Annotated in this window: 22 protein-coding genes and 1 pseudogene; 6 read left to right on the top strand and 17 right to left on the bottom strand. The window is 69.0% G+C overall.

Annotated elements, in window-relative coordinates; genetic code table 11:
- Position 1: 1 nt before the first annotated feature.
- The 10 genes from ACQHIV_RS24400 to ACQHIV_RS24445 all read right to left on the bottom strand — a co-directional run bounded on the left by ACQHIV_RS24400 (position 2) and on the right by ACQHIV_RS24445 (position 11,035).
- Complete coding sequence (locus ACQHIV_RS24400; RefSeq protein WP_427885427.1) at positions 2 to 1,216, bottom strand: amidohydrolase family protein; 1,215 nt, start codon at positions 1,214 to 1,216, stop codon at positions 2 to 4.
- Positions 1,209 to 2,558: a hypothetical protein gene (locus tag ACQHIV_RS24405; RefSeq protein ID WP_427885429.1), complete on the bottom strand. Its 1,350-nt coding sequence runs from the start codon at positions 2,556 to 2,558 to the stop codon at positions 1,209 to 1,211. The genes ACQHIV_RS24400 and ACQHIV_RS24405 overlap by 8 nt, the downstream gene beginning before the upstream one ends.
- The gene (locus ACQHIV_RS24410; RefSeq protein WP_427885431.1) at positions 2,552 to 3,340 is read right to left on the bottom strand and encodes an ABC transporter ATP-binding protein; all 789 of its coding nucleotides are present in this window, start codon (positions 3,338 to 3,340) and stop codon (positions 2,552 to 2,554) included. Before ACQHIV_RS24410 ends, ACQHIV_RS24405 begins: the two co-directional genes overlap by 7 nt.
- The gene (locus ACQHIV_RS24415) at positions 3,333 to 4,316 is read right to left on the bottom strand and encodes an ABC transporter ATP-binding protein (protein WP_427885433.1); all 984 of its coding nucleotides are present in this window, start codon (positions 4,314 to 4,316) and stop codon (positions 3,333 to 3,335) included. Before ACQHIV_RS24415 ends, ACQHIV_RS24410 begins: the two co-directional genes overlap by 8 nt.
- Complete coding sequence (locus tag ACQHIV_RS24420) at positions 4,313 to 5,203, bottom strand: ABC transporter permease (protein WP_427885435.1); 891 nt, start codon at positions 5,201 to 5,203, stop codon at positions 4,313 to 4,315. The genes ACQHIV_RS24415 and ACQHIV_RS24420 overlap by 4 nt, the downstream gene beginning before the upstream one ends.
- Entirely contained in the window at positions 5,200 to 6,222 is a 1,023-nt protein-coding gene (locus ACQHIV_RS24425; RefSeq protein ID WP_427885437.1) for an ABC transporter permease, read from the bottom strand. The genes ACQHIV_RS24420 and ACQHIV_RS24425 overlap by 4 nt, the downstream gene beginning before the upstream one ends.
- Before the next feature lie 17 nt (positions 6,223 to 6,239).
- Positions 6,240 to 7,772 (bottom strand): ABC transporter substrate-binding protein, encoded by a 1,533-nt coding sequence (locus ACQHIV_RS24430; protein WP_427885439.1) that lies wholly within the window; start codon positions 7,770 to 7,772, stop codon positions 6,240 to 6,242.
- 7 nt (positions 7,773 to 7,779) lie between these two features.
- Positions 7,780 to 9,315, bottom strand: a complete 1,536-nt coding sequence (locus ACQHIV_RS24435) for an ABC transporter substrate-binding protein (protein ID WP_427885441.1) — start codon at positions 9,313 to 9,315, stop codon at positions 7,780 to 7,782.
- Between the two features lie 141 nt (positions 9,316 to 9,456).
- Positions 9,457 to 10,122: a GntR family transcriptional regulator gene (locus ACQHIV_RS24440; RefSeq protein WP_427885443.1), complete on the bottom strand. Its 666-nt coding sequence runs from the start codon at positions 10,120 to 10,122 to the stop codon at positions 9,457 to 9,459.
- A 10-nt stretch (positions 10,123 to 10,132) separates the two neighbouring features.
- Positions 10,133 to 11,035 carry a hypothetical protein gene (locus ACQHIV_RS24445; protein WP_427885445.1) on the bottom strand — a complete coding sequence of 301 codons (903 nt, stop codon included), beginning with the start codon at positions 11,033 to 11,035 and terminating at the stop codon, positions 10,133 to 10,135.
- Between the two features lie 73 nt (positions 11,036 to 11,108).
- Between ACQHIV_RS24445 and ACQHIV_RS24450 the strand changes: the two genes are divergently transcribed.
- Both ACQHIV_RS24450 and ACQHIV_RS24455 read left to right on the top strand, forming a co-directional pair.
- Positions 11,109 to 12,179 carry an ankyrin repeat domain-containing protein gene (locus ACQHIV_RS24450; protein WP_427885447.1) on the top strand — a complete coding sequence of 357 codons (1,071 nt, stop codon included), beginning with the start codon at positions 11,109 to 11,111 and terminating at the stop codon, positions 12,177 to 12,179.
- Positions 12,180 to 12,223: 44 nt separating this feature from the next.
- Entirely contained in the window at positions 12,224 to 13,783 is a 1,560-nt protein-coding gene (locus ACQHIV_RS24455) for a N,N-dimethylformamidase beta subunit family domain-containing protein (protein WP_427885449.1), read from the top strand.
- Between the two features lie 2 nt (positions 13,784 to 13,785).
- On the opposite strand, the gene ACQHIV_RS24460 is transcribed toward ACQHIV_RS24455, so the two are convergent.
- From ACQHIV_RS24460 to ACQHIV_RS24475, 4 genes are all read right to left on the bottom strand, one after another.
- Complete coding sequence (locus ACQHIV_RS24460; protein WP_427885451.1) at positions 13,786 to 14,508, bottom strand: polysaccharide deacetylase family protein; 723 nt, start codon at positions 14,506 to 14,508, stop codon at positions 13,786 to 13,788.
- A gap of 24 nt (positions 14,509 to 14,532) precedes the next feature.
- Positions 14,533 to 15,765 (bottom strand): alpha/beta hydrolase-fold protein, encoded by a 1,233-nt coding sequence (locus tag ACQHIV_RS24465; protein ID WP_427885453.1) that lies wholly within the window; start codon positions 15,763 to 15,765, stop codon positions 14,533 to 14,535.
- Between the two features lie 49 nt (positions 15,766 to 15,814).
- Positions 15,815 to 16,018 (bottom strand): hypothetical protein, encoded by a 204-nt coding sequence (locus tag ACQHIV_RS24470; protein ID WP_427885454.1) that lies wholly within the window; start codon positions 16,016 to 16,018, stop codon positions 15,815 to 15,817.
- 667 nt (positions 16,019 to 16,685) lie between these two features.
- Positions 16,686 to 18,572, bottom strand: a complete 1,887-nt coding sequence (locus ACQHIV_RS24475) for a DNA/RNA helicase domain-containing protein (protein WP_427885456.1) — start codon at positions 18,570 to 18,572, stop codon at positions 16,686 to 16,688.
- 146 nt (positions 18,573 to 18,718) lie between these two features.
- On the opposite strand from ACQHIV_RS24475, the gene ACQHIV_RS24480 reads away from it, so the two are divergent.
- From ACQHIV_RS24480 to ACQHIV_RS24490, 3 genes are all read left to right on the top strand, one after another.
- Positions 18,719 to 19,066 carry a nucleotide pyrophosphohydrolase gene (locus ACQHIV_RS24480; RefSeq protein ID WP_427885458.1) on the top strand — a complete coding sequence of 116 codons (348 nt, stop codon included), beginning with the start codon at positions 18,719 to 18,721 and terminating at the stop codon, positions 19,064 to 19,066.
- Between the two features lie 203 nt (positions 19,067 to 19,269).
- Positions 19,270 to 19,587, top strand: a complete 318-nt coding sequence (locus tag ACQHIV_RS24485; RefSeq protein ID WP_427885460.1) for a hypothetical protein — start codon at positions 19,270 to 19,272, stop codon at positions 19,585 to 19,587.
- 72 nt (positions 19,588 to 19,659) lie between these two features.
- Entirely contained in the window at positions 19,660 to 19,890 is a 231-nt protein-coding gene (locus tag ACQHIV_RS24490; RefSeq protein ID WP_427885462.1) for a hypothetical protein, read from the top strand.
- Here the strand turns inward: ACQHIV_RS24490 and ACQHIV_RS24495 are convergent.
- Both ACQHIV_RS24495 and ACQHIV_RS24500 read right to left on the bottom strand, forming a co-directional pair.
- Positions 19,868 to 20,374: an LCP family protein gene (locus ACQHIV_RS24495; RefSeq protein WP_427885463.1), complete on the bottom strand. Its 507-nt coding sequence runs from the start codon at positions 20,372 to 20,374 to the stop codon at positions 19,868 to 19,870. The two genes, ACQHIV_RS24490 and ACQHIV_RS24495, sit on opposite strands and share 23 nt — an antisense overlap.
- A 303-nt stretch (positions 20,375 to 20,677) precedes the next feature.
- Positions 20,678 to 21,010, bottom strand: coding sequence for a hypothetical protein (locus ACQHIV_RS24500; protein ID WP_427885464.1), 333 nt, complete (start codon positions 21,008 to 21,010; stop codon positions 20,678 to 20,680).
- A gap of 243 nt (positions 21,011 to 21,253) precedes the next feature.
- On the opposite strand from ACQHIV_RS24500, the pseudogene ACQHIV_RS24505 reads away from it, so the two are divergent.
- Positions 21,254 to 22,067, top strand: a pseudogene (locus ACQHIV_RS24505) (undecaprenyl-diphosphate phosphatase).
- A 28-nt stretch (positions 22,068 to 22,095) separates the two neighbouring features.
- Here ACQHIV_RS24505 and ACQHIV_RS24510 read toward each other — a convergent pair.
- A complete protein-coding gene (locus ACQHIV_RS24510) occupies positions 22,096 to 22,728 on the bottom strand; it encodes a hypothetical protein (protein WP_427885466.1) in 633 nt (210 codons plus the stop codon).
- Between the last annotated feature and the right edge of the window lie 430 nt (positions 22,729 to 23,158).

A 23,158-nucleotide genomic window follows, 5' to 3' on the forward strand; every position in this document is an offset into this window, starting at 1 on the left:
GTCACAGGTCCTTTCCGGCGTACACCTGCACGCCGCGGTGGAAGACGTACCGCCTGGGTGTCCGCCGGGCGATCGCCTCGGCGGAGCACGTCGCGGGCGTGAGGAAGAAGCTCGCCTGGTCGCCGGCAGCCGGCCAGGCGCGGGTACGGTCGGCCCGCCAGCGGCCGGCGTCGCCCGCCGCGTAGTGCAGGGTCCGCGCGATGCCCCACTCGTCGTACGCGCCGGTGCGCTGGGCGAGGATCCACAGCTGCTCGACCAGATCGCCCGGCCCGAACGGCGTCAGGATGTCCATGATGCTGTCGCTGCCAAGGGTCACCTCGACACCGGCCTGCTCCAGCGCCGCGAACGGGAGCAGCGAGCCGCCGACGCCTACCGTCGTACCGACGCTCACCCGCGCGGCGGCCAGTCGGTCGGCCAACGCCCGGACGGTGTCCGGCGAGGCCCCGGACAGCGCGTTTGCGTTGCTCAAGGCAACCTTTCCTTGCCAGCCCGTCCGCTCGACGTACGAGAGGATCTGCGAGATCTCGTACAACCCGAGGCTGCCCCCATCGTGCAGATGGAAGTCGATACCGGCGCCGTGCGCGACGGCCAGCCCGAACGTCACGTCCAGCGCCTTCGCCACGTCGCCCTCGATCCGCGCCGGATCGATGCCTCCGACAACGGTCGCGCCGAGCCCGAGCGCCTCCTCCAGGAGCGGCGCGATCGTGCCGTCGCGGAGGCCGTGCTGCGGATACGCGATCACCGTCCAGTCGACGTCGGCGCGGGACCGCAGTACGTCGAGGAGCCGCTCGACGTTCCGGGTCCCGACGATGTGGTCGACGTTGCAGTGCGCCGCTACCTCGGTGGTGCCCTTGGAGATGAGCAGGTCGAGGATCGCGTTGCTGCGGACCGGGATCTGCTCCGACATCTCGGGCAGCAGGCGTTCCTCCTCCGCCAGCCACGACCGCCCCGGGATCGGCGCGCGCCACGGACCGCCATAGAACGTTTTGTCCAGGTGGATATGCATGTCCCGCAGCGCCGGCATCAACAGCATCCCGCCCGCGTCGAAGACCCTTCGCCCGTCGCCAGGTGCGCGTTCACCACGGCGTACGTCGACGATCACGCCGTCCTCGATCCGTACGGCGCTGACGTCGACCCGCGTCTCGTACGCCCCGTCGGCCCGCTCCACGATCGCCGCCTCCAGGCCGACCCGATCGAGCCACCAGCCCTCAGTCATCCGTACCCTTCCCGTGCAGTCGTCCGATCAGAGTCGCCTCGACAGTCATCGGCTCCGGCTCGCCACGTAACTCGGCCACCGTCGCGCGCAACAGACCCGCTGCCTCGGCCGGCTCGAGCCACCGGGGGTAGGTGGTTCGTGCGGCGACCGCGGCGTCCAGGCGGGCGCGGACCAGCGGGACCTCGTCGTCGGTCAGCGTGAGGGAGCAGTGCTCCGCGAGGGCTCGGGTCAGGTCGTCCGAGCTGAAGCTGCCCCAGACCCAGCTGACCTCGGCGCCCATCCGCGCCGGCACCAGCCCATGGCTCACCGGCGGAAACGCGTCCTGCCCCGTCCGGATCGCCGCCGCGGCATCGCCCGGCATGTGCTTCAGGTGCGCATACGTCCCGGTCAACGGCTTCAACGCCGGCACCGGCAGTTGCGACTCCTCCGCGACCACCTTCGACACGTGCGCCAACCGATCCAGCCGCAACCCGGTGTCGACGCCGTACAGGACCTCCAAGGCCAGCGCCACCTCCTCCAGCGGCGCGAACCCGCACCGGTACGACATCCCGTTCACCGACACGTCCGGATGCGCCCCCTCGCTCGCCGCCGCGAGCGCCCCCGCGGTGGCCAGCCCGAACTCGTCGTGCATGTGCATCGTGACCCGTACGTCGCGCCCGACCCCGTCCCGGAACCTCCGGACGAACGCCCGCATCGCCTCCGGCCCCATCGAACTGGTCGAGTCCATCAGATCCAGCCGCGTCACCCCGAGCCCCACCGCCTGCCGGCAGGCCGCGACCAACTGGTCGAAGTCCCGCAGCCCGACCTGTGCGAGCGTCAGCGTCGTCGTCACCCCGAGCCGGTCGGCCTCCGCGACGTACGCCGCCAACTGGTCTGCCTGCCGCGCCTCCGCGTCCCGGTCCGGCGCCGGGACGATCCCGGGCGCGATCATCCGCGCCCCCGCGTCGACGAACCGATGCAGCGCCGCCAGCGGATCGAGCTTGCCCTCGTCCCGCCCGTTGCCGAGGAACACGTCCGACCATACGTTCACCTCCAGCGGCAGGTCCGCGCCCAGGATCGTCTCCATCAGCGCCCAGTCCTGCGGCGTCGGTTGATCGGAGCCGCCGAACGTCACGTTCAGGCAGGTCGTCTCGACCCCGAGCTCCACCAGCGCCTCCGCGATCCGCACGTACCCGGCCGGGGTGGCCGCGTTGCCCGCGGTGAAGTACGTCTTGCGGATCGTCGAGTCGATCAGGTGCACCCGGTCCGGGAAGTTGCCGGTCGCAACCACCTCCGGCCAGAAGTTCGCCGCCGACACGTGATGACTGCCGGCCACGGTGGCCTGCCGGTCCGGGTTCAGCATGACTGCCCTTCCGTTGTGGTGGTCCGGGGACGCGGCACCGCCGCGAGCAGGTCCCGGGTGTACTCGTGCTGCGGCCGGTCGAAGATCTGCTCGCGACTGCCCGCCTCCACGATCGTCCCGTGCTGCAGCACGAAGACCCGCGAACACAGGTACCGGATGACCGCGAGGTTGTGGGAGACGAGCAGGATCGACAACCCGAGCTGCTCGCGCATGTCGGCGAGCAGGTTCAGTACCTGCGCCTGCACCGACACGTCCAGCGCCGACACCGGCTCGTCGCAGATCAGCACCTGCGGCTCGACGGCCAGCGCCCGGGCGATCGCGATCCGCTGCAGCTGACCGCCGGAGAACGACGGCGGCCGCCGGTCCATCACCGCCGCCGACAACCCCACCTTGGCCAGCAGCTCGGCGACCCGATCGGGTACTTCGCCGCGCGCGCACCGCTGGTGGATGAGCATCCCTTCGCCGACCAGCTGCGCGACCGTCATCCGCGGATTGAGACTCCCGGCCGGATCCTGGAACACGACCTGCACCCGACGACGGTACGCCGCCAGCTCCTTGCCCCGCAGCTCCGCGACGGCGCGGCCGTCGAACACCACGCTGCCCTGATCCGGGCGCTCCAGCGCGAGCAGGCACCGCAGTACGGTCGACTTCCCGGCACCGGACTCGCCCACCAGGCCGACCGTCTCGGCCGCGCCGACGTCGAGGCTGACGTCGGAGATCGCCCGCACCGGCGGCTTGCCGAAGCGCCTGAACGTCTTCGAGATGCCCCGTACCTCAAGCACGCGCTTGTCCTTCCAGCTCACCGGCCCGGTGACACGCCACCAGCCCTCCGTCACGACGCGGACCCAGCTCCGGTACGTCGGTTTCGCACCGCTCGACGGCGTACCGGCACCGCGGCCGGAACGCACATCCGTCAGCACGCTCGGTCGGCGCGGGCGGCATGCCCGGCAACGCGACCAGCCGTTCCTGCAGCGGCCCGTCGACCCGCGGTACGGCGCCCAGCAGGCCGTCGGTGTACGGGTGCACGGGATGCCCGAGCAGGTCGTCCACGGGTGCCGACTCGATGAACCGGCCGGCGTACATCACCAGCGCCCGCTCGGTCATCGTGCCGACCACCCCGAAGTCGTGGGTGATCAGGATCAGCGCCAATCCACGCGCCGCGACCACGTCCGCCAGCAGTTCGAGGACCTGTGCCTGTACCCGGACGTCCAGCGCGGTCGTCGGCTCGTCCGCGATCAGCAGACTCGGTTCGCTGATCAGCGCCAGCGCCATCACCACCCGCTGCCGCATCCCGCCGGAGAACTCGTGCGGGTACGCCTTCATCCGCCGGGCCGCGTCCGCGACCCCGAGATCGGTCAGCAACGCCTGCGCGCGGGACCGGGCCGCGCCATGACGGGTGCCCCGGGCAACCAACGGCTCGGCCACCTGTTCGCCGATCGGCATCGTCGGGTCGAGGGCGCTGAGCGGGTCCTGGAAGATCATCCCGATCTCGGCGCCGCGGACCTTGCTCAACTGCCGTGGGTTCAAGCCGATCAGTTCCCGGTCCCGCCAGCGGATGCTGCCGCCGAGCTCGGCGGCGGCGTCGAGCTGCATGATCGCGCGCGCCGTCACCGACTTCCCGCAGCCCGATTCGCCCACGATCGCGACCCGTTCGCCGGCGCCGACCGTGAAGCTCAGTCCGTCGACCAGCGTGACCGCCGTACCGTCGTCGGCCGGGACCTTGATCGTCAGACCGTCGACGGCCAGTAGTTCGCTCATGATCGCCTCGCTCGGGTCGGCAGTTTCACGGACGAGTCGCTCCGGGCGTGCAGCAGGTCCCCGAACAGCCCGAACGCGGTGGTGGTCAGCGCGATCGCGAGACCGGGGAAGAACGCGGCCCACCAGGCGCTGGAGACGAGCCCTTGCGCGCTGCTCACCATCGCGCCCCATTCCGGCGACGGCGGTTGCGCGCCGGCGCCGATGAAGGACAGCCCGCCGATCGCGAGGATCGTCGTACCGACGTCGGCGGCCCACTTGATCAGGAGCGGGGGCAACGAGTTGGGCAGGACGTGGACCAGCATCAGCCGCAGCCGGCTCACGCCCAGCGCGGTCGCTCCCTCGACGAACGGCAGGGCCGTGGTCTCACGGATCGTGCCGCGCAGCAGCCGGGCGGTCAGCGGCCAACCTGTGACGGCCAGCGCGATGATCGTCGACTGCAGACTCGGCCCGAGCGCCGCCGCGACCGCCAGTGCGAACACCAGCGAGGGAAACGCGAGTACGACGTCGGTCAGCCGCATCAGCGCCTCGTCCAGCCAACGCGGTCCGAAGGCTGCGATCCCCGCGACGAGACTGCCGATCGTCCCGTACACGCAGACAACCAGGATCGCCGCCGGGATCGTCACCCGCGCCCCGGCGATCAACCGCCAGAAGACGTCCCGGCCTTGCTGGTCTGTACCGAACCAGTGCGCACCACTCGGCGGCTGCAGGGCTTCGAGGATGTGCGACTCGTTCACATCGGGCGCGAACAACGGCCCGAGCAGCGCGACGAGGAGCAGCAGTACGACGGCACCGACCACGACAAGGTCGAAGTACGGCGCTCGCCGCCGGGGACCGCGCAGCCGCGGGATGCCCCATTGGTTGCGGCGCCAACCGCGGAGTTCGCTCATCGGGTGCCTGCACTTTCCCGGGCTCGGATCCGGGGATCGCGGATCAGCTGGATGACGTCGGCGAGCAGGTTCGAGGCGACGACGATCGCGCCGATGATCAGTACGCCGCCCTCGACCATCGTGGTGTCCTTCTGCCCGACGGCGTTCATCATCAGCGACCCGATGCCGCTCTGCCCGAAGATCGACTCGACCAGGATCGCCCCGCCGAACAGCCCGCCGAACTCGGCGCAGAGGATGATGATCGCCGGGGTCAGCGCGTGCGGTACGACGTGCCGCCGGATCACCCACGACTCCGGCAGACCCGCCGCCCGGCTGACCATCACGTGGTTCCGGGCGAGGACGCGGACCAGCTCCGCCCGGACCAGGCGGTAGACGTACCCGATGTTCGGGATCGCCAGCACCAGCGCGGGCAGGAAGAGGTGCTGGATCGCGTCCCACGCAGCCAGCGGATCGCCCGCCAGCAGGGCGTCGACGACCACCGCGCCGGTGACCCGCGGGACCGTGAGCCCCTCCGAGAGGGTGCCCGCGACCGGCAGGATCCCGAGCTTGGCTGCCAGCAGGTTCTGCAGCATCAGAGCGAGCCAGAACGTCGGTACGCCGGCGATCGCGACGACCGCGATCCGCCGTACCGCGTCGGTCACGCCGGAGGTCCGGAACGCCGACAGCGAGGCGAGCGGGATCGCGATCACCACCGTGAAGAAGACAGTCAGCAGGACGAGCTGGGCGGTTGCCGGCAGCAACGTCACGATCTGGTGCGCGACCGGGCTGCGGCTGGAGTTCGACACCCCGAAGTCGCCGTGCAGCAGCCGCCACAGATACCGCCCGTACTGGACGAACACCGGCGAGTCGAGCCCGAGCCGGGCCCGCTCCGCGGCGATCGTCGCGGCACTCGCACCCGGCCCGGCGGCGACGATCGCCTCGTCGCCGGGGACCAGCTTGAGCAGGAAGAAGATCGCCGTCGCGAGGATCAGCAGACTGCCCGCCGCGCCGATCAGCCGCTGCGCGATCAGTCGCGCCATCACTTTCATCGCGGTGCCTAGCGCTTGAGGGTGACGTAGCCGAGGTCCACGCCGCTGGCGGCCGCGATCCGGTCCACCCCGGTCACGCCGGGCGAGTGGTAGACGCCGCTCTTGGCGTAGTTCAGCGGCATGATCACGTCGTCGGCGTCGATCAGTTCCTGCGTCGTGCGGTACAGCTCGCAGCGCTTGTCCGCGTCCGGTTCGGTCGCCGCCTGGTCGAGCAGCGCGTCCACTTTCGGGTTCTTGTAGGCGCCCTTGTTGGTGCCGACTGCCTTCGAGTTGTAGACCTGCGACAGCTCGATGCCCGGCTCGGGATACGGCAGGTTCTCCGACAGCAGCATCAGCTGCGGCACCTGCTTCCAGTCCCGCAGCTTCGTCAGGTAGCTCGGGAACGTGATCGGCTGCAGGTCGAGCGTGACGCCGATCTGCTGCAGGTTCGACTTCAGCAGCGTCGCCTTCTGCGCCTGCTCCGCGAACGCCGGCTGGAACGTCATGGTCAGCCTGAGATTGCTCAGCCCCGCCTCGGCCAGCAGTTGCTTCGCCCGGCCGAGGTCCTGCTTGGACTTCGGCAGATCCGGACGGCACGGCAGGTACGACGGCAACGGCCCGTTCGCGACCTCGCTGTCGCCGGCGTCGATCTTCGCCACCGACCCCTCGTAGTCGAACGCGAGCCGGACCGCCTTGCGGACCTTCGGGTTCGCGGTCGGGCCGTAGCTGGTGTTGAAGAAGATCGCGTCCATCCCGCCGCCCGCGGTCGGCTGGTACTCGATCCCGGCCTTCTCCACCACCGGCCGGTCCTGGCTGTTCACGCCGGTGATGTCGATCGTGCCGCTGACCAGCCCGTCCCGGCGGGCCGCGGTCTCGTCCACCTGGAGCTCGACGAACTTCTTCGGACGCGCGTCGTCGAACGACCAGTAGCCGTCGTACCGCTGGGTCTCGATCCGGCCGGGGACGGACGACGTCAGCGCGTACGGGCCGGAGCCGGCGTCGTGGTTCGCGAGCCAGGACTGGCCCAGGTCGCTGCCCGCGTGCTTCTGCACGAGCGCCGAGTTGACGATGTAGATCCGGCTCAACGCGCCGGCGAACAGCGTGTCCGGCTGCTTCAGCTGGATGGTCAGGCCGAGGTCGCCGTCGACGGTTGTCGAGCGGTACGACTTCGTCAGCATGTCGATGCCCGCGATCTTGGTGTTCCGGTCCAGCGTGTACGCGACGTCCTTGGCGGTGACCGGCGTACCGTCGTGGAACTTCGCGCGGGCGCGGAGCTTGACCTTGATCGAGCGGACGTCGGCGGAGTACGCGAACGACTCGGCGAGCTCGCCGACCAGCTTGCCCTGCTTGTCGTAGGTCACCAGCGTGTCGTAGAGGATCCGGTCGGCGGCGTCGGTCTGCACGTAGTCCGAGCGCGCCGGATCCAGCGTCGGCACCTGGCCGCGGTCGGCGAACACCACGGTGTCCTTGGCGGTCTTGCCGGCGGCGGTGCCGCCACGGCCGGCGGTGCAGCCGGTGACGATCATCGTGACCGCGACGCAGCCTGCCACTGCTCTTCTCATCCGAGCCTCACTTCTTCTGGATCTCGAGCCGGTACAGGTCGAACCCGCCGGTCACCGCGTGCGGATCGATCCCGCCGACGTCGGCGGTGTAACCAATTGCCCCGAGCAACAACATCATCGGCATCACGGCATGGTCGGCCGCGATCAGCGTCTGCGCCTGGCGGTACAGGTCGCACCGCTCGCCGGCCTCCGGCGCGGCCGCGGCCCTGGTCAGCAGCGCATCCACCGTGGGGTTCTCGTACGCCGTCTTGTTGGTGCCGATCGCCTTCGAGCTGTAGCTCTGCAGCAACATCACGCCCGGATCCGGGTACGCCGGCGACTCGGTCGCGAGCATCATCTCCGGCACCGTCTTGAAGTCGCTCAGCATCGTCAGGTACGCCGGGAACGTGATGGGCTCGAGCGCCAGCTTGATGCCGATCGCGGCCAGGTTGGACTGCAACAGCGTCGCCACCTGCGCCTGGTCCGAGAACGACGGCTGGAAACGCAACGTCAGCTTCACGTCGTGCAGACCGGCGTCGGCCAGGATCTTCCGGGCCTTCGCCTGGTCCTGCTGCACCGTCGGCAGGGTGGGACGGCAGTCGAGGTTCGGCGGCAGCGGCCCGTTCGCCAGGGTCCCGTTGCCCAGCTCGATCTTGTCCAGCGCGCCGCGGTAGTCGAACGCGTAGCTGATCGCCTCGCGGACCGCGGGGTTCGCGGCCGCGCCGTACCGCGTGTTGAAGTAGACCGACATCAGGCCGTTGCCGGTCGACCGGTAGATCTGGCCGCCGCCGTCCGTGACCGCCTTCATGTCGTGGACGTCGATGTCGGCGGCGTTGATCCGGCCGGCGACGATCCCGTCCCGCCGGGCGCCCGGCTCGTCGACCTGCAGCTGTACGAACGTCTTCGGGCGGCCTGCTCGCGGTGCGAAGTACGCGTCGTACCGGTGGAGCTCGACGCGGCCGCCGGCGGAGGAGCCGAGCGTGTACGGGCCGGAGCCGGCGTCGTTGCTCGCGAGCCAGGACTGGCCGAGGTCGGTGCCCGCGTTCTTCTGCACGAGCGCGGAGTTGACGACGTACACCCGGCTCAGGGCGCCGAGGACCAGGGTGTCCGGCTTGTTCAGCTTGATGACCAGGTCGTGGTCGCCGGTGACCGTGGTCGACGCGTACGACTTGGTCATCGTGTCGATGCCCTGCCCGATCTTGCGGTTCCGGTCGAGGGTGTACGCGACGTCCTTCGCGGTCAGCGGCGTACCGTCGTGGAACTTCACGTCGTCCCGCAGCTTCACGGTGATCGAGCGGACGTCGGCGGAGTACGCGAACGCCGTCGCCAGCCGGCCGGTGAGCTTCCCGTCGGTGCCGTAGTCGAGCAGCGTGTCGTACAGCAGCCGGTCCACGTCGTTCGTCTGCGAGTAGTCGGACCGGGCCGGGTCCAGCGTCGGCACCTGGCCCTTGTGCCCCCAGACCAGCACGTCCTGGGCCGCACCACCGGAGGCCGCGCGGCCCGCCGTACAGCCGCTCACGGCGACCGCCAGCAGTAGACCAGCGGTGAACCACTTTGTATTCATTCGATCCCCTCATGAAGGCGCAGCCGGATCGGATCTTCTGAAATAGCAGAAGATCACTGAGAGGTGTTGCTATGGAATGTATACATTTTGCGGAGAAGGCAGGCGTGCGTCAAGGCCTCGGGAGGAGGGAATCGCAGCTCGTCAGGCGTCGGGGAAGGTGGCGCGCAGCATCCGCAGGGCCGGCTCGCGGCCGGACTCGATGTGGGCGAGCATGATCGACTCGGCCAGCAGTTCGTTGCCGTCGGCAATCGCCTGGGTGACGGTGCGGTGCTCGGGGCTCGGGCTCTTCGGGTCGCTGCGGATCGACAGGTAGAACATCCACACCAGCCGGCCCGCGACCGCGGCCATCAGCGACGACATCAGCGCGTTGCCGGTCGCGGCGACGACCTCCTGGTGGAAGTCGGCGTTGGCCTGCGCGACCGCGAGCGCGTCACCGGCGCGGATCTGCGCCTCCGACTCCTCCAGCCGCTCCCACAGCCGGTCGAGCTCGGCCTTGCCGTCCGCCGCCCGCCGCGCGGCCAGCCGGGCGGCCTGCCCCTCGATCGCGATCCGTACGTCGAACACGTGGTGCACGGCCTCGTCCGTCCAGCGGCTGACGACCACGCCGCGGCGGGGGAAGCTCTGGATGAAGCCCTCGACCTCGAGCTGCGGCAGCGCCTCGCGCAGCGGGATCCGGGACACGCCCAGCTCCGCGGCGAGGCTCTGCTCGGTCAGCCGCTGCCCCTGGGGGTACACGCCCGTGATGATGCCGCGCCGCAGCTCCTCGTACAGCCGCGACGACAACCGCGGCCCGGACGTTTGCTTCACCCCGTCATCCTTACTCCGAACTGCTCCGGTCGCCCAACCCTACCCCCGCCGTCCGCAGCAGCTCCCGGCCCCAGGACGCGCGCTCGGCCGGGTCGGCCTGCGCACCCGCCTCGCGTGCGGACCGCAGTACGGCGACCAGTTCCGGTACGTCGAGGTCCGGCTGCAGGGCGAGCCAGTTGTCGTCGTACAGCGGCATGTCGAACTCGGCGCGGTGGATGTCGAGGACGTACTCGACCGGTCGGCCGGCGAGCCGCGCGACGATCTCCGGCCAGGGCAGGTCGCCGTCGCCGATCGGCCGGAGCCGGCGCGCGAGTCCTTCCGGCGTACGCACCACCCAGGTGTCGTCGACGAAGACCGTGTGGACCAGGTCGGCCACCCGGTCGAGGGCGCGGAGCGGGTCTTCGAGGCGCGTGACGACGTTGACCGGGCTGAAGCCGACCTGCAGACCCGGCGCTTTCTCCGCGAGCCGGGACAGTTCGAAGGTCGTCATCTCCTCGTGGGTGCGCATCACGAGCGGACGCTCGGCGCGCGCGACCAGCTCGCGAACGCCCTGCTGTCCCACCTCGAGCTGCTCCGACCAACTCGCCAGTCCGGCGAGGCGATCCGCGAGTACGCCGAACGACGTGTGGAAGGCCGTTGCCCCGAGCACCTCGCCGGCCGCCAGCAGCGCGACCTTCTCGTCCATCCGCAGCCGATCGGGGTGGACCTCACCGATGCCCACCTCGACAGTCACGCCTTGCCGGTCGGCCTCGGCCCGCACCTCGCGCAGCTCACCGGGATCGAGCGCGGGGCTCGCGACCCGCGGCGACGGCAGCATCAGCACCCGCCCACCGAGCCCAGCGAGCTCTTCGATCGCTTGGACGACCTGGTCACAGGTGAGATCCCGCAGCGCGGCACCACTCAGCTCAATCATGCTCCAATGTATACAACTCAACCTCCTGATGCGCCAGACTGCTCTTGGCGCCGTCGATCTGTATACTTTCCATATGCCTTTCGACCACGAGCTGATCGCCGCCGCCTGGCAGAACGACGTCCCCGAGGCCGCCCGGCTGATCGCCGCGGGCGCCGACGTGAACGCACTCGACGACACCGTCCAGAGCGCGTTCCTGATCGCCGCCAGCGAGGGGTACGCCGACCTGCTCGACCTCACGCTCGCCCACGGCGCGAACATCCGCAGCCTCGACAGCTACCACGGTACGGCGCTCATCCGCGCTGCCGAACGCGGTCACGCCACCGTCGTCGGCACGCTCATCCGGGCCGGCGTCGCGGTCGACCACGTGAACAACCTCGGCTGGACCGCGCTGCACGAAGCGGTCCTGCTCGGCAAGGGCACCCCGCCGTACGTCGACACCGTGCGGCTGCTGATCGCCGCCGGCGCCGACCGGGACAAGCCCGCGGAACGCGACGGCACGACGCCGCTCCAGGCCGCGACGTCCGACGTACTCGCCGTCCTGGGGACCGCGCGCCCCGAGTACCCCACGACCGCGCTGCTGCAGGCCGCCACGACCGGCGACGCGAACCTCGCGGCGGCAGCGCTGGCAGCCGGTGCAGCGTTGGAGTCCCGCGACGGCAACCGCCGTACCGCCCTGCTCCTCGCGTCCTTGAACGACAACGTCGACGTCGCCCGGCTGCTCGTCGGTCTCGGCGCCGACCCGAACGCCCAGGACGATCGCCTCGACTCCGCGTGGCTCGCGACCGGCGTCACCGGCAGCGTCGCGATGCTCGAGACCCTGCTGCCCGCCGGGCCCGACCTGAACCTCCGCAACCGCTTCGGCGGCATCTCGATCATCCCCGCGAGCGAACGCGGCCACGTCGACTACGTCCGCCGCGTCATCGGGACCGGCATCAACGTCGACCACGTCAACAACCTCGGCTGGACCGCGCTGCTGGAAGCCGTCATCCTCGGCCACGGCACCACCCGCTGGCAGCAGATCGTCCAACTCCTCCTCGACGCCGGCGCCACCCCGGACCTCGCCGACGCGGACGGCGTCACCCCGCTGCAGCACGCCCGCGACCGCGGGTACACCGCGATCGCCGCACTCCTCAGCCAGATGTAAGCGCCCGTGTGCCACCATGGTGCGTGATCTTGGGGAGGAATCACATGGGGGCTGCGCGGACACTGGGGATCGGCGCACTGGTGCTGGCTCTGGCAACAGGTTGTCAGAGCGCGACGAACAAGACGTCGACCGAGAAGCCGACACCGACCCCTGGCGGTACGACGAGCCAGCCGGCCAAGGCCGCCGAGGTCGGGTGGCAGATCCCGAACCGGCTGGTGGCGAAACCGATGGAGCTGTCCGGGTACGCCGACCACGTGAGCGTCCGCAGCGGCGAGGCGTTCCGGCTGTTCGCCACCTCGATGGGGCACCCGTTCACCGTCCGGGCGTTCCGGCTCGGCTGGTACGGCGGGGCCGGGGCGAAGCTGATCTGGACCTCGCCGGAGCTCAAGGGCACCAAGCAGCCGCAGCCGATCCTGACCAAGGAGCGGATGGTCACCGCGATCAACTGGTCGCCGACCACCACCGTGCAGACCAAGGACTGGCCGGCCGGCAGCTACCTGTTGTTGCTCCGGGCATCGACCGGCCGGGAGAACTACGTCCCGATCGTGATCCGGTCGGACTCCGCGCGCGGCGCCGTACTGATCGTCACCGGGGTGAACACCGACGAGGCCTACAACGGCTGGGGCGGCTACAACCTGTACGGCGGACCGGCCAAGCACTCGCACGACCAGCGGTCGCTGATGGTCACCTTCGACCGGCCGTACGCGCACAACCCGGCGCGCGGCGTACTGCACGACAACCTGCCACTGGTCCAGCTGGCCGAGCGCAGCGGCGTACGGCTCGCGTACGCGACCAGCGTCGACCTGCAGGCCGACCCCGGGCTGCTCGCCGGCGCCAGCGCGATCGTGTTCGGCGGGCACGACGAGTACTGGTCGCTGCCGATGCGCGCCGCGGTCACGAAGGCGCGCGACGCCGGGACGAACCTCGCCTTCCTCGGCGCGAACTCGATCTACCGGCGGATCCGGTACGCCGCCGATCCGCACGGGCCGAACCGGATCATCGTCGACTACAAGGACGCCGGGCTGGACCCGATCCACAACGCGCCCGACACCACGGTGAACTGGCGGCAGAACCCGTTCCCCGATCCGGAGAACAGCCTGGTCGGCATGCTGTACGAGTGCTTCCCGGCTATCGGGGCCTTCACGGTCCGGGACCCGAGCTTCTTCCTGTTCGCCGGCACCGGCGCCAAGGCGGGATCGGCGTACCCGGGTCTGGTCGGCAACGAGGCGGACCGCGCGTACCCGATCAAGGGGACGCCGGCGAACCTGCAGGTGGTGGCGCACTCGCCGACCACCTGCGACAAGCGGCACACGTTCTCGGACTCGACGTACTACACCGTGAAGTCCGGCGCGGGCGTGTTCGCGACCGGGTCGATCGAGTGGGTCCGCGCGCTGCAGGGCCCGGACCCGAAGTACGGCGTCGGACCGGTGTCGGTGGCGTTCGCGCAGAAGGTCACGCTGAACCTGTTCACCGCACTCGCGGCCGGGCCGATGGGACGGACGCATCCCTCCGTCGGCAACCTGGCGAGCGTCGGCGACCTCGCCACCACCACAACCGGAACCGGCGGTCCGATCGGGAAGGCGCCGGGGGCGAGCAGCGACTGAGCTCAGCAGGACAAGGCAGGGAAGCCGTAGCCGCGCGCGGCCAGATCAGGCAGGAGCTGGTCCAGCGCCGCGACGGTCTGGGACCGGTTGCCGCCGCCGTCGTGCATGATCACGATGGCGCCCGGCTTCACCGCGGCCAGCACCCGCTTGACGATCATCGCGACACCGGGACGCGACCAGTCCCTCGGGTCGACGTCCCACAGAACCTGTTGGAGCCCGTCGCGGTGGATCTCGGTCAGCACGCGGTGATCGGTCGCGCCGTACGGCGGCCGGAAGCAGCGCGACTGGATGCCGTTCGCGACCTGGGCGTGCAGGGACGCCGGTGAGAGCTTGGTCAGCTTCGGGTGCGACACCGAATGGTTTCCGACCGCGTCACCGGCCGCGCGAACCTCGTCGACCAGGTCCGGGAACCGGCGGGAGTGCTGGGCGAGCATGAAGAAGGTCGCGTGCGCGCCGTGCTTCGCGAGCATCGCCAGCACGCGCGGAGTCCAGACACGGTCCGGGCCGTCGTCGAAGGTCAGATAGACGACCTTCCCGTGCCCCTGCTTGATCGGACCGGTCGGCCGGGGCGACGGTTTCGGCGACACGGACGCCGTCGCATGGGGCGGCTCACTGGCTCGAGCGTTGCGGTTGCCGCCGGAGATCACCGCGTGCAGAGCCCACACGACGAGGATCGCGCCGACCAGCAGCGCGGCCGGCAACCTGGCCTTTCGCCATATCCTCACGAGAGCTGACGCGATGCCGCGCTCTCAGGTTGTCCTGTGCCCGGCGAGTTGGGCGACCAGCCAGGGGAACGCCGTCGCGAACGCCGGTGCCGCGAACTGCCAGGTGTGGGTCCCCGGGGAGATCTCGACCAGCGACCTGATCCCGACGGCGGCCGCTGCCCTGGACAGTTCCTGTGCCTCGTGCTGGTGCCGGATCTCCTCGGTGCTCGTCAGGAACACGCCCGTCAGGTTCGTGTAGTGGCCGTGGGCACGCATGACCAGGAGCGCCTCGTTGGCGTGCTGCGCGGCGACGTTCCCGCCGTACAGATCCTTCAAGGTCTGCGCGGGCGTCCCGGTGTACGGCGCGAGGTCGCCGGAGATGTCGACGAAGTGGTTGAATACGTGCGGGTACTGCAGCACCAGGTCCAGCGCACACGTCCCGCCCATCGAGAACCCGCCGACGGCCCACTGCGCCGGGTTCCTCGAGGCGCCGAACGTCTTCTCGACGTACCGCGGGATGTCCCGCGCCAGGTGGTCCGCGGCGTTTCCCCGCGGACCGTTCACGCACTCGGTGTCGTTGTCGAAATGCCCCGTCGCGTCGGCGAAAACCACGATCGGCGCGTACCCCCGATGCAGGTGCGCGTAGTCGTCGGACACCCGCACGGCGTCGCCGAGCCGCACCCAGTCCCCCGGACCGCCGCGCTCCCCACCGATCAGCTCGACCACCGGCAGCACCGGCCGCCGATGACCGACGAACCAGATCGGCGGCAGGTACACCAGCTCCTGCCGGTGCTCGAAATGGCTGTACGTCGCGGGAATCGTCACCTCGACCAGCTTCCCCGCCGCCGGGACATTCGCCGCTCCGGCCGCGTGCACCGCCCCCGGCAACGACGTCTGCCCCGGCAACGGCTTGTGCGTCCAGTCGTCGAACGCCGCACCGAGGGTCGGGTAGTACCCGACGAACTGGTTGATCCCGTTCGCACACGCGAACGCCGCCAGCCCCACGGCCAGCACCGCCGTACCGCGCCGCCACCACCGCGCGCCACGCCACCCCACCACCAGCACCAGCAACGCCCCCGCCGTCACCGCCAGCCAGAACCACACCACGAACGGAATCGGATCCACCTGCCGAACCGCCGTGGCCCCCGGGTACGCCGCCAGCAACCCCAGCAGCACCGACACCCCGACAATCACCGGCAGCACCTGCCACCGCCACCGCCGATCCCGCCACCCCACCGCAACCAGCAAAACCCCACCGGCGACAACCTGCACCACCACCGGAAACCAACCCCGCAACAACGACCACCCCGTCACACTTCGAGGGTAGCTACCCCCAAAGATCGGCCCGGTACAACTCGATCGCAATCGCGACAACTCCACCGGCTCCGGTCCCCGTACCAAGCACCAACTTGAGCACCCGGTACGCCGACTCCCGCTGCCCGGCGTCCCGCATGAAGATCGCAACGCATCCCGCCAACGCGCTCAGTCCAAGCACGAAGAGGGCATACACCGCGAGGAGGATCGAGATCACCTGATGAAAACACAACGGTGTCCGTCCTGGTGGGGCTCTCCATCGCACTTGAGTTGCCGAATGCGAGGGCTCGGGGTGTCGGTCTGACGCGCCGCCTGACGACGTGCAATCGGGACGACTCAACTCCGCGCGGCGGCGAACTCCGCGCTCAGCGCTCGATGCGCCGAGTGCGATCAACAGCTGATTCAGCTGCGCGGCCCGGGGTACACAGCGGCCGGCGCGCCATCCCTGCAGCGTCGACCGAGAGATGCCGCTGACGGCTTCGAGGCTCCGAAATGACCAAGCACCTCTGCTGGTCGCGAAGGCCGCCAGGGCTGCTCCAAGCATCGGCACGGTCGCGACGCCCCGGATCCTCGTGACCATCGGATCCGGGTCGTCGATGGCGGCGAGCTGATCGACCCAGGCACGCTTGATCGCCGCCCACGAGGCTCAGCCCGACCGGTAGCGCACACCTTCTTGCGTCACATCCGACTGAGTGGCCATCGCCGTCTCCCACTGATGGCGAAGGTGACACTACTCACAGCAGTCTCCGAAGGAGAAGCCCTTCCGCACCGCTGTGGTGCACAGGCCGGTCCACAAATGGGCCTGACCTGGCCAAAGCCGGCCATGGGCGTCCGAACCGCGTCCGACTGGACGGGCTCCGTGAACTACGTGTCCTCGGCGCGGACTACGTACGGCGGGTCGTGGTGATCAGCTGATGCAACGCGTCGCGGGTTTCGGCGTCGGCGGAGTACAGCACCGTGCCCGACATCCCGCGGGTCAGCAGGACCTTGTAGGTGTTGCGGACCAGGCTGTCGAAGGCCTGGTTGTCGGTGGTCTTCCGGTTCTTGAAGGCGGGATCCTTGTTGGCGTCGCGCACCGTCGTGAGCCGCCCGTCGCGCCAGACGAGGTCCGGGCCCAGGATGACGCCGCTCCAGTCGTACTCGAAACCTTGCGCGGTGTAGATGCAACCAACCTGGCCGAACCCGTTCGGGTCGGTCGCCCAGAGTGCCGCCGGTGGAGCGTCGCCGACGTGGCGGTCCGAGTTGACGTTCCACGGGCGGGCCCAGCCGCCGAGCTGCACGTCCTCGACGAGTGTCTTGTCGGGGCGCGGGTTGCTCCACGGCCAGCAGTACCCGGCGGACATCCGCGCACCGTAGCCAGCGGCCAGTTTGTCCCGGAGGAAGGACTCCATGGCCTCGGGGCTGTCGGCAACCCGGACCTCGAAGGCCGGATCCCCCGCCCAGCCGGTCGGCCCGCCGTCGGCCAGGCCGAGAAGTCGCTGGACCCACTGGACGTACTCTTCACTACCTCCACAGCGGAACTGCGCATCCAGGTCGACCTGATGTACGTCGAATCCGAGCGCCGCGGCGTACCGCCTGATCTCGTCCGGCGTACCCAGTTCACCCGGCTTCACAACCTGATGCTGGTCGAGCAGGAACACAGGCACCCGCGCGGCCGCGATCAGTTCGTCGACCTGCGGTCGTCCGGTCCGAAGCGCCGTCTTGGTAAAGCGTGACTCAGAGGTCTGCCGAAGACGGTGTGCCTCGTCCAGGATCAGTACGTCGAGGTCGTTGGGCTCCGCTTCCATGAACTGGTTGAAGTACGAGAAGAGCCTTCCGACGCGAGGCGCTCGCTTGCCGGCGACCTTGCGAAGCGTCTGTGTGAATGATCGTGAGCCCGTGGCATGCATCACGCTTCGCCCCTGCCGTGCCAGCTCTCCCAGAAGGGACAGAGCGATGACGCTCTTCCCACTTCCCGGACCGCCGGTGACGATCACCACCGACTTGGTGTCACAACGCCGCGCACGCTCGACCTCGTGCAGGACCAGCGAGTGCGCCAGCTTCTGCTCCGCGACCAGGACGAACTGTTCCCGTCGCTGAACCTCGTCCGCAGCAACCGCAAGCAGTTGCCTGGACGGCGCCACCGCGGAGTTGATGAGCTGATCGGCGTACGGACCGCCGGGAACATCCGGGTCGAGACGGGAACGGAGAAAGTTGATGAACTCGTCGCGACGCGCGCCGGTGAACAGCCGGCCCTGGTGGTCCTGCGGGTAGTCGTACAGGTCCCGCACGTCCGCCTCGGTCATCGCGTTGTGCAGGTACGCCGCGCCCGCCACCGCCTCGGACTGCCCGTCCAGGAACTTGGCGAAGTCGACCAGGTACTCGCAATACCCGCGGACCTGCGCGATCGGGTTCAGCCGTGGCGCGTTCGGATAACCCTCGATCAGGACGAGTTCCCGGTCGTCCTCCCACGCGGTCGCACGGCTCCACTGCTTGAGTTCGACGACGACGTACGACGGACCGCCCGTCCGCGGGTGCCGCCCGGCGAGAACGACGTCGGCCCGCTTCGAGGTCAGCGGAAGGTGGTGCTCGACAAGCACCTCGACGTTCCCCAGACCGGCCTGCTCCAGGTCCTGAGCGAGGACCGGCAGGCTCCGCTCCCACGACCTGACCTCCGCCGGCGCGGGCCGACGGCCGGTGTGGAACAGCATCTGTTCGGCGATCCTCAGGGCGAACTGCTGCTCGAGCGTCAGCATCACGAAGCCGGCGCCGGATTGGCGGAACAACGTCACAGGTCGAGTCCCCAGGCAGCACGAAACAAGGTCGTGCGGGTGGGGGCATGTCCTGTGAACGCTGACGTTCGGCGGAAGCCCGTCGGGCCGCGCTGCAGACTTTACCCACCGGGCAGGGCACACAGAACCCGTGTCATGCTCACGGCGTGTCCGATCTGACCGAACTACGCGACCGCATGCGCACCTTTACCGAGGAACGCGACTGGGACCAGTTCCACGACCCGAAGTCCCTCATCCTCGCCCTGGTCGGCGAAGTAGGCGAACTGGCCGAACTCTTCCAATGGCTCCCCGCCGACACAGCACGCGACCGTGCGCAGGAGCCCCACCTCCACCAACGAACCGGCGAAGAACTGGCCGACGTACTCCTCTACCTCATCCGCCTGGCCGACGTCCTCGACATCGACCTCGCGCAAGCAGCCCTCCACAAACTGGAAGACTCGACAACCCGCTTCCCACCCAAAAACTTCCACGGCCAGGCCCCAGAAAAACACTGACCGGCTCCAGGACCGGCTCGCGAGCCCGCGGAGTCCCGGGTACGCACGGTGACGGTCGACGGACACCGGTATCCCAGCCGCCCCGCGATCGGGCGCCTTCGAGGTCGTCCCGTTCGCTCATACCGAGGTCTGATCCAGCGTCAGGGATCGTACCGGCGGAACCCCGATGCGTCGGCTGAGTCACCGCCAGTACCGTCGGATGCATGAGAACGACGTACGCGGTGACCATCCGGGGCTTCGTCAGCGATGACCACGCAGCGGCGATGAAGGAGCCGGTCGCCCGTCTCCTCTGCCCGGTGGAGGACCACGCCGGGCCCTGCGAGGTGCCATGGTCGTTCACGCTGGCCGGCGAGGACCACGACCTGATCCTCGGAATCTACGCAACTCTGGACCAGGCCGCAGACGTGACCGATCGGATCCGGCAGATCGCCGGCGAGCACGAGGTCCACCTGATCGAGTGTGCCCCGGAGCGACTCGAAGACCTTGTCGACCAGTACCAGATCGAGCATCCCGGCGTCTGAGCCCTTCCTGGGCATCCTGGCCAGACGGACCCGGGCAACTCATCAGCCCGATGCCAGATCAGGTTCTGCGCCGTGCCAGGGGTCGTGGTCGGGCTGGGCTTCTTCGAGCCTGAGATCGGCTTCCTGGTCGGGGTCGACGTCGATGCGATCGGTTCGGTCTTGGTGGTGCCCGGGTTCAGTGCCTTCTGGACGATCTCGCGGATGCCCGGGCAGTTCGGGTTCTTGCCGGTCGGGAAGTTCTTGTTCTTGTCCAGGTCGATGTTGGTGACCTTGGCGCTCTTCACCTTCGCCGCGAGTGGATGAAGGCGGGCAGCAGCTCTTGAGGAATGTCGGTACGCAGCATCTGCTGGCTGGCCGCCGCGATCTGCTGGTACTTCGTGACCAGCGTGGCCGGGTTCGCGCTGCTGACGATCGCGTGGATCGTGCACCGCTGCCGCTTCTGCCGGGACGGGTCGCTCAACCCGTACCTTCCACGCGCGAACCACAGCGCATGGAAGCCGTCCAGGTGCTGGTTCGGACCGGGCTCGATGTACGCCGACGGCGGCTTCGGCGCGTTCGCTCCCGGGCCGAGGCCGTACTCGCCGCCGATCGGCACCCGGTAGTTCACGTTCACGGTGATACCGCCGAGCGCGTCGACGATCTGCTGGAAACCGGCCAGGTTCACCTGCATGTAGTAGTCCACGTCCAGCCCGAGCGCGGCGCTCGCGGCCAACTTCACGACATCGGCGCCCTCGTTGTCGGTCGCGCCCAAGATCCCCGGATACTTCTTGGGAACCGTGTCGTACATCGAATCGAGGTAGTACTGAGCCTGCTCGGTGTTGCCCAGACTCGGATCCCAGAACCCGCCCGGCTACTTGGCATGCAGCGGTGAGGTCTCCGGGAACGGCATCCGCATCCAGTTCCGGCTCAGCGAGATCAACGAGGTGTTGCCGGTCCTGGTGTCGATGCTCGCGACCATCACGGTGTCGGTGCGGGCCCCGAACGACCCGCACCGTCATCCGCCCCGGGCAGCAAGATGTTCAACCGCGGCGTGTTCGCCCATGGATCCTTGGCGTTCACCTTCGGCCGGGTCGCACTTTTCGAGTTGTCCTCAGACTGGAATACGCTCCCGACCAGATCCCGCTGCGCCATCACGGTCTGCGCCGCGAGCGTCGTCGGTACGGCGATCGCGAAACACAACACGCCGCCCAGAGGCGACCCAGACCCAGCCAACCCCCAGCGCCACGACGACAACCGTTGCGAACAGCAACTGGTTCGGCGACACCGCGAGTGCGAGCATCTCGTCCCGACGGGCCAGCCCCAGGTACGCCCCGATCAGCACCAGACCGCTGCTGACACTCATCACGACCGCCCCGAGCCGCCTCCGCCCACCGATGAAGAGCCCGAGCCCCGGCAGCACCATCCCGAACACCGTCCGCACCATCGCCTGGGACATCGTCCGGGCGCGAGCACTCCGGTGCGTGGGTCGGCGATCCGGTGCTCGTCTGCTGTGCGACATCTCTCCCGAATTCCGCCGGCGGACATAGTGCTGCTTGGTAGTGACGAGCAACCGACAGCTTCGGTTGACCCACGAAACGCCGGCTGTTGCTCCGCACCGACGGTCTCGAGGGCAGGCACGCGGTATCCCTCAGTTGGGGTTCAGCCGCATCTGCTAGCTTCTGCGCCCGTGAACTGGTTCTCCGCCGTCGTTCTCGGTCTCGTCCAAGGGCTGACCGAATTCCTGCCGGTCTCCTCGTCGGCCCATCAGCGCATCGTCGCCGCGCTGGCCGGACCCCGGCGCGGCGTTCACGGCGGTCACTCAGCTCGGGACCGAATCCGCAGTACTCATCTACTTCCGCCGCGACATCGCCCGGATCATCGCCACCTGGTCGAAGTCGCTCGTACGCCGTGAGCTGCGCAGCGACCCCGACGCCAAGCTCGGCTGGTACGTGATCATCGGGACGATCCCGATCGCCGTCCTCGGCGTACTCCTGCAGAACCCGATCGAGACGGCGTTCCGCGACCTTCGACTCGTCGCCGCGGCACTGATCGGCTTCGGCATCGTCCTCGGCATCGCCGACCGCCTCGCCGCCGACGACAAGCCACTCACGCGGCTCACGACCGGAAACGCGATCACGTACGGGTTCGCCCAGGCGCTCGCGCTGATACCCGGCGTCTCGCGCTCCGGCGGCACGATCACCGCCGGCCTGCTGATGGGCTACCGACGCGAAGCCGCCGCCCGCTACTCCTTCCTCCTGGCCATCCCCGCCGTACTCGCCTCCGGCCTCCTCGAACTCACCAAGATCGGCGACAGCAGCGACGCCCCGTCCTGGGGACCCACACTGCTCGCAACCGGGATCGCCTTCGTCGTCGGGTACGCCGCGATCGCCTGGTTCCTGCGCTACATCGCCACCCACCGCTTCACCGGCTTCGTCATCTACCGCATCGCCCTCGGCGTCGTCGTACTCGCTCTGACCACAACCGGAGCGCTAGCGAGCTGACATAGGAGTCTTCGGGTTCTTCGCGGGTCTAGTGTGGTTGGTGGGTGAAGTAGGGCATCGGGTTTCCGGCGGCGCGTGGGCCGGAGTCGAGCCACTCCATGAACGCGTGCGGATCGCGTAGTTCGAGCTCGGCGAGGACGGCCTCCCGGCTGTTCACCACCGCGAGACGTTGCGTGTCCGTCCGGCAGCTCGACAACTCGATGAAACTGCGCCGCCAAGCGAGGCAGAGCTCCTCGACGGTGAGGTCGACGGGGCGAAGTGGTTCCGGCACGGGGCTCTCCGCAGTCCGTACTTCTCCAGAGCCCGACAGGTAGGTCGTCACGGGCGGCGAAGTGCCCGCGATCAGCAGCAGCAATACGAGCGTGGCGGGACCGACACCCGCGACGTACCCACACACGGCCAGCACCAACAGACCAACTCGCAGCGAGCGATCCAGAACCGCGACGACAAGGCTGGCAGCGCCCAGCCCTTGCGCCATTCCCGCCGTGAACTGGGCCGAGCCGCCGATGCTCGCCGCAATCGCGAACACCACCGTGTCGGTCGACCACCCGATGAACACGAACGCGCTCAGCACACCGACCACGGCGAGACCGGTCAGACCGCCGCTCCACGCCTGGCGGCAGCGCGAGCCAGGGTCGGCAACTCCCACGATCACGGCCATTTCGCTCACCGCCGATACATTCCTGACTCCATAGTGCAGCCCACGCCCGGACGAGTTCAACGGTCTCCCTGCAGGGACCCCAAACCCGGGTGCTGCTCGAGGACAGCGACGTCAGCCGTTTGTTACTGCCGCGCCACCAGTCGGCTGCTCCCACAAGCCGCCCACCGCGGCCACAGCGAAGCACATCGTTGCACTAGGCAAAGATATTCTCGCGACATCGCGCCGGCCGGGATGACCCACGGCACGACCTCCGGCTACCTCCAAGCTGTTAGCAACGACCGCGCGGGATGGGTGCTTGTACTGTTGGGTTCGTGCGTTCCTGGGGGCGGGTGGCGTTAGCCGTATTGGTAGTTGCTGTCAGCTGTTCACCGAGTACGGCATCGGCCGGCGAAGCTTCGTGTGTGGTGCCGGTGCCGTCCGGTGCGCGGTG

Source organism: Kribbella polygonati (assembly GCF_050320105.1).
Classification (GTDB): Bacteria; Actinomycetota; Actinomycetes; order Propionibacteriales; family Kribbellaceae; genus Kribbella.

Excerpts from the sequence above, each read along its gene's own strand:
- ACQHIV_RS24400 (WP_427885427.1), bottom strand. The coding sequence starts at position 1,216 with ATGACTGAGGGCTGGTGGCTCGATCGGGTCGGCCTGGAGGCGGCGATC.
- ACQHIV_RS24405 (WP_427885429.1), bottom strand. The coding sequence starts at position 2,558 with ATGCTGAACCCGGACCGGCAGGCCACCGTGGCCGGCAGTCATCACGTG.
- ACQHIV_RS24415 (WP_427885433.1), bottom strand. The coding sequence starts at position 4,316 with ATGAGCGAACTACTGGCCGTCGACGGTCTGACGATCAAGGTCCCGGCC.
- ACQHIV_RS24420 (WP_427885435.1), bottom strand. The coding sequence starts at position 5,203 with ATGAGCGAACTCCGCGGTTGGCGCCGCAACCAATGGGGCATCCCGCGG.
- ACQHIV_RS24425 (WP_427885437.1), bottom strand. The coding sequence starts at position 6,222 with ATGGCGCGACTGATCGCGCAGCGGCTGATCGGCGCGGCGGGCAGTCTG.
- ACQHIV_RS24430 (WP_427885439.1), bottom strand. The coding sequence starts at position 7,772 with ATGAGAAGAGCAGTGGCAGGCTGCGTCGCGGTCACGATGATCGTCACC.
- ACQHIV_RS24435 (WP_427885441.1), bottom strand. The coding sequence starts at position 9,315 with ATGAATACAAAGTGGTTCACCGCTGGTCTACTGCTGGCGGTCGCCGTG.
- ACQHIV_RS24445 (WP_427885445.1), bottom strand. The coding sequence starts at position 11,035 with ATGATTGAGCTGAGTGGTGCCGCGCTGCGGGATCTCACCTGTGACCAG.
- ACQHIV_RS24450 (WP_427885447.1), top strand. The coding sequence starts at position 11,109 with ATGCCTTTCGACCACGAGCTGATCGCCGCCGCCTGGCAGAACGACGTC.
- ACQHIV_RS24455 (WP_427885449.1), top strand. The coding sequence starts at position 12,224 with ATGGGGGCTGCGCGGACACTGGGGATCGGCGCACTGGTGCTGGCTCTG.
- ACQHIV_RS24485 (WP_427885460.1), top strand. The coding sequence starts at position 19,270 with ATGAGAACGACGTACGCGGTGACCATCCGGGGCTTCGTCAGCGATGAC.
- ACQHIV_RS24495 (WP_427885463.1), bottom strand. The coding sequence starts at position 20,374 with ATGTACGACACGGTTCCCAAGAAGTATCCGGGGATCTTGGGCGCGACC.
- ACQHIV_RS24500 (WP_427885464.1), bottom strand. The coding sequence starts at position 21,010 with ATGGTGCGGACGGTGTTCGGGATGGTGCTGCCGGGGCTCGGGCTCTTC.
- ACQHIV_RS24510 (WP_427885466.1), bottom strand. The coding sequence starts at position 22,728 with ATGGCCGTGATCGTGGGAGTTGCCGACCCTGGCTCGCGCTGCCGCCAG.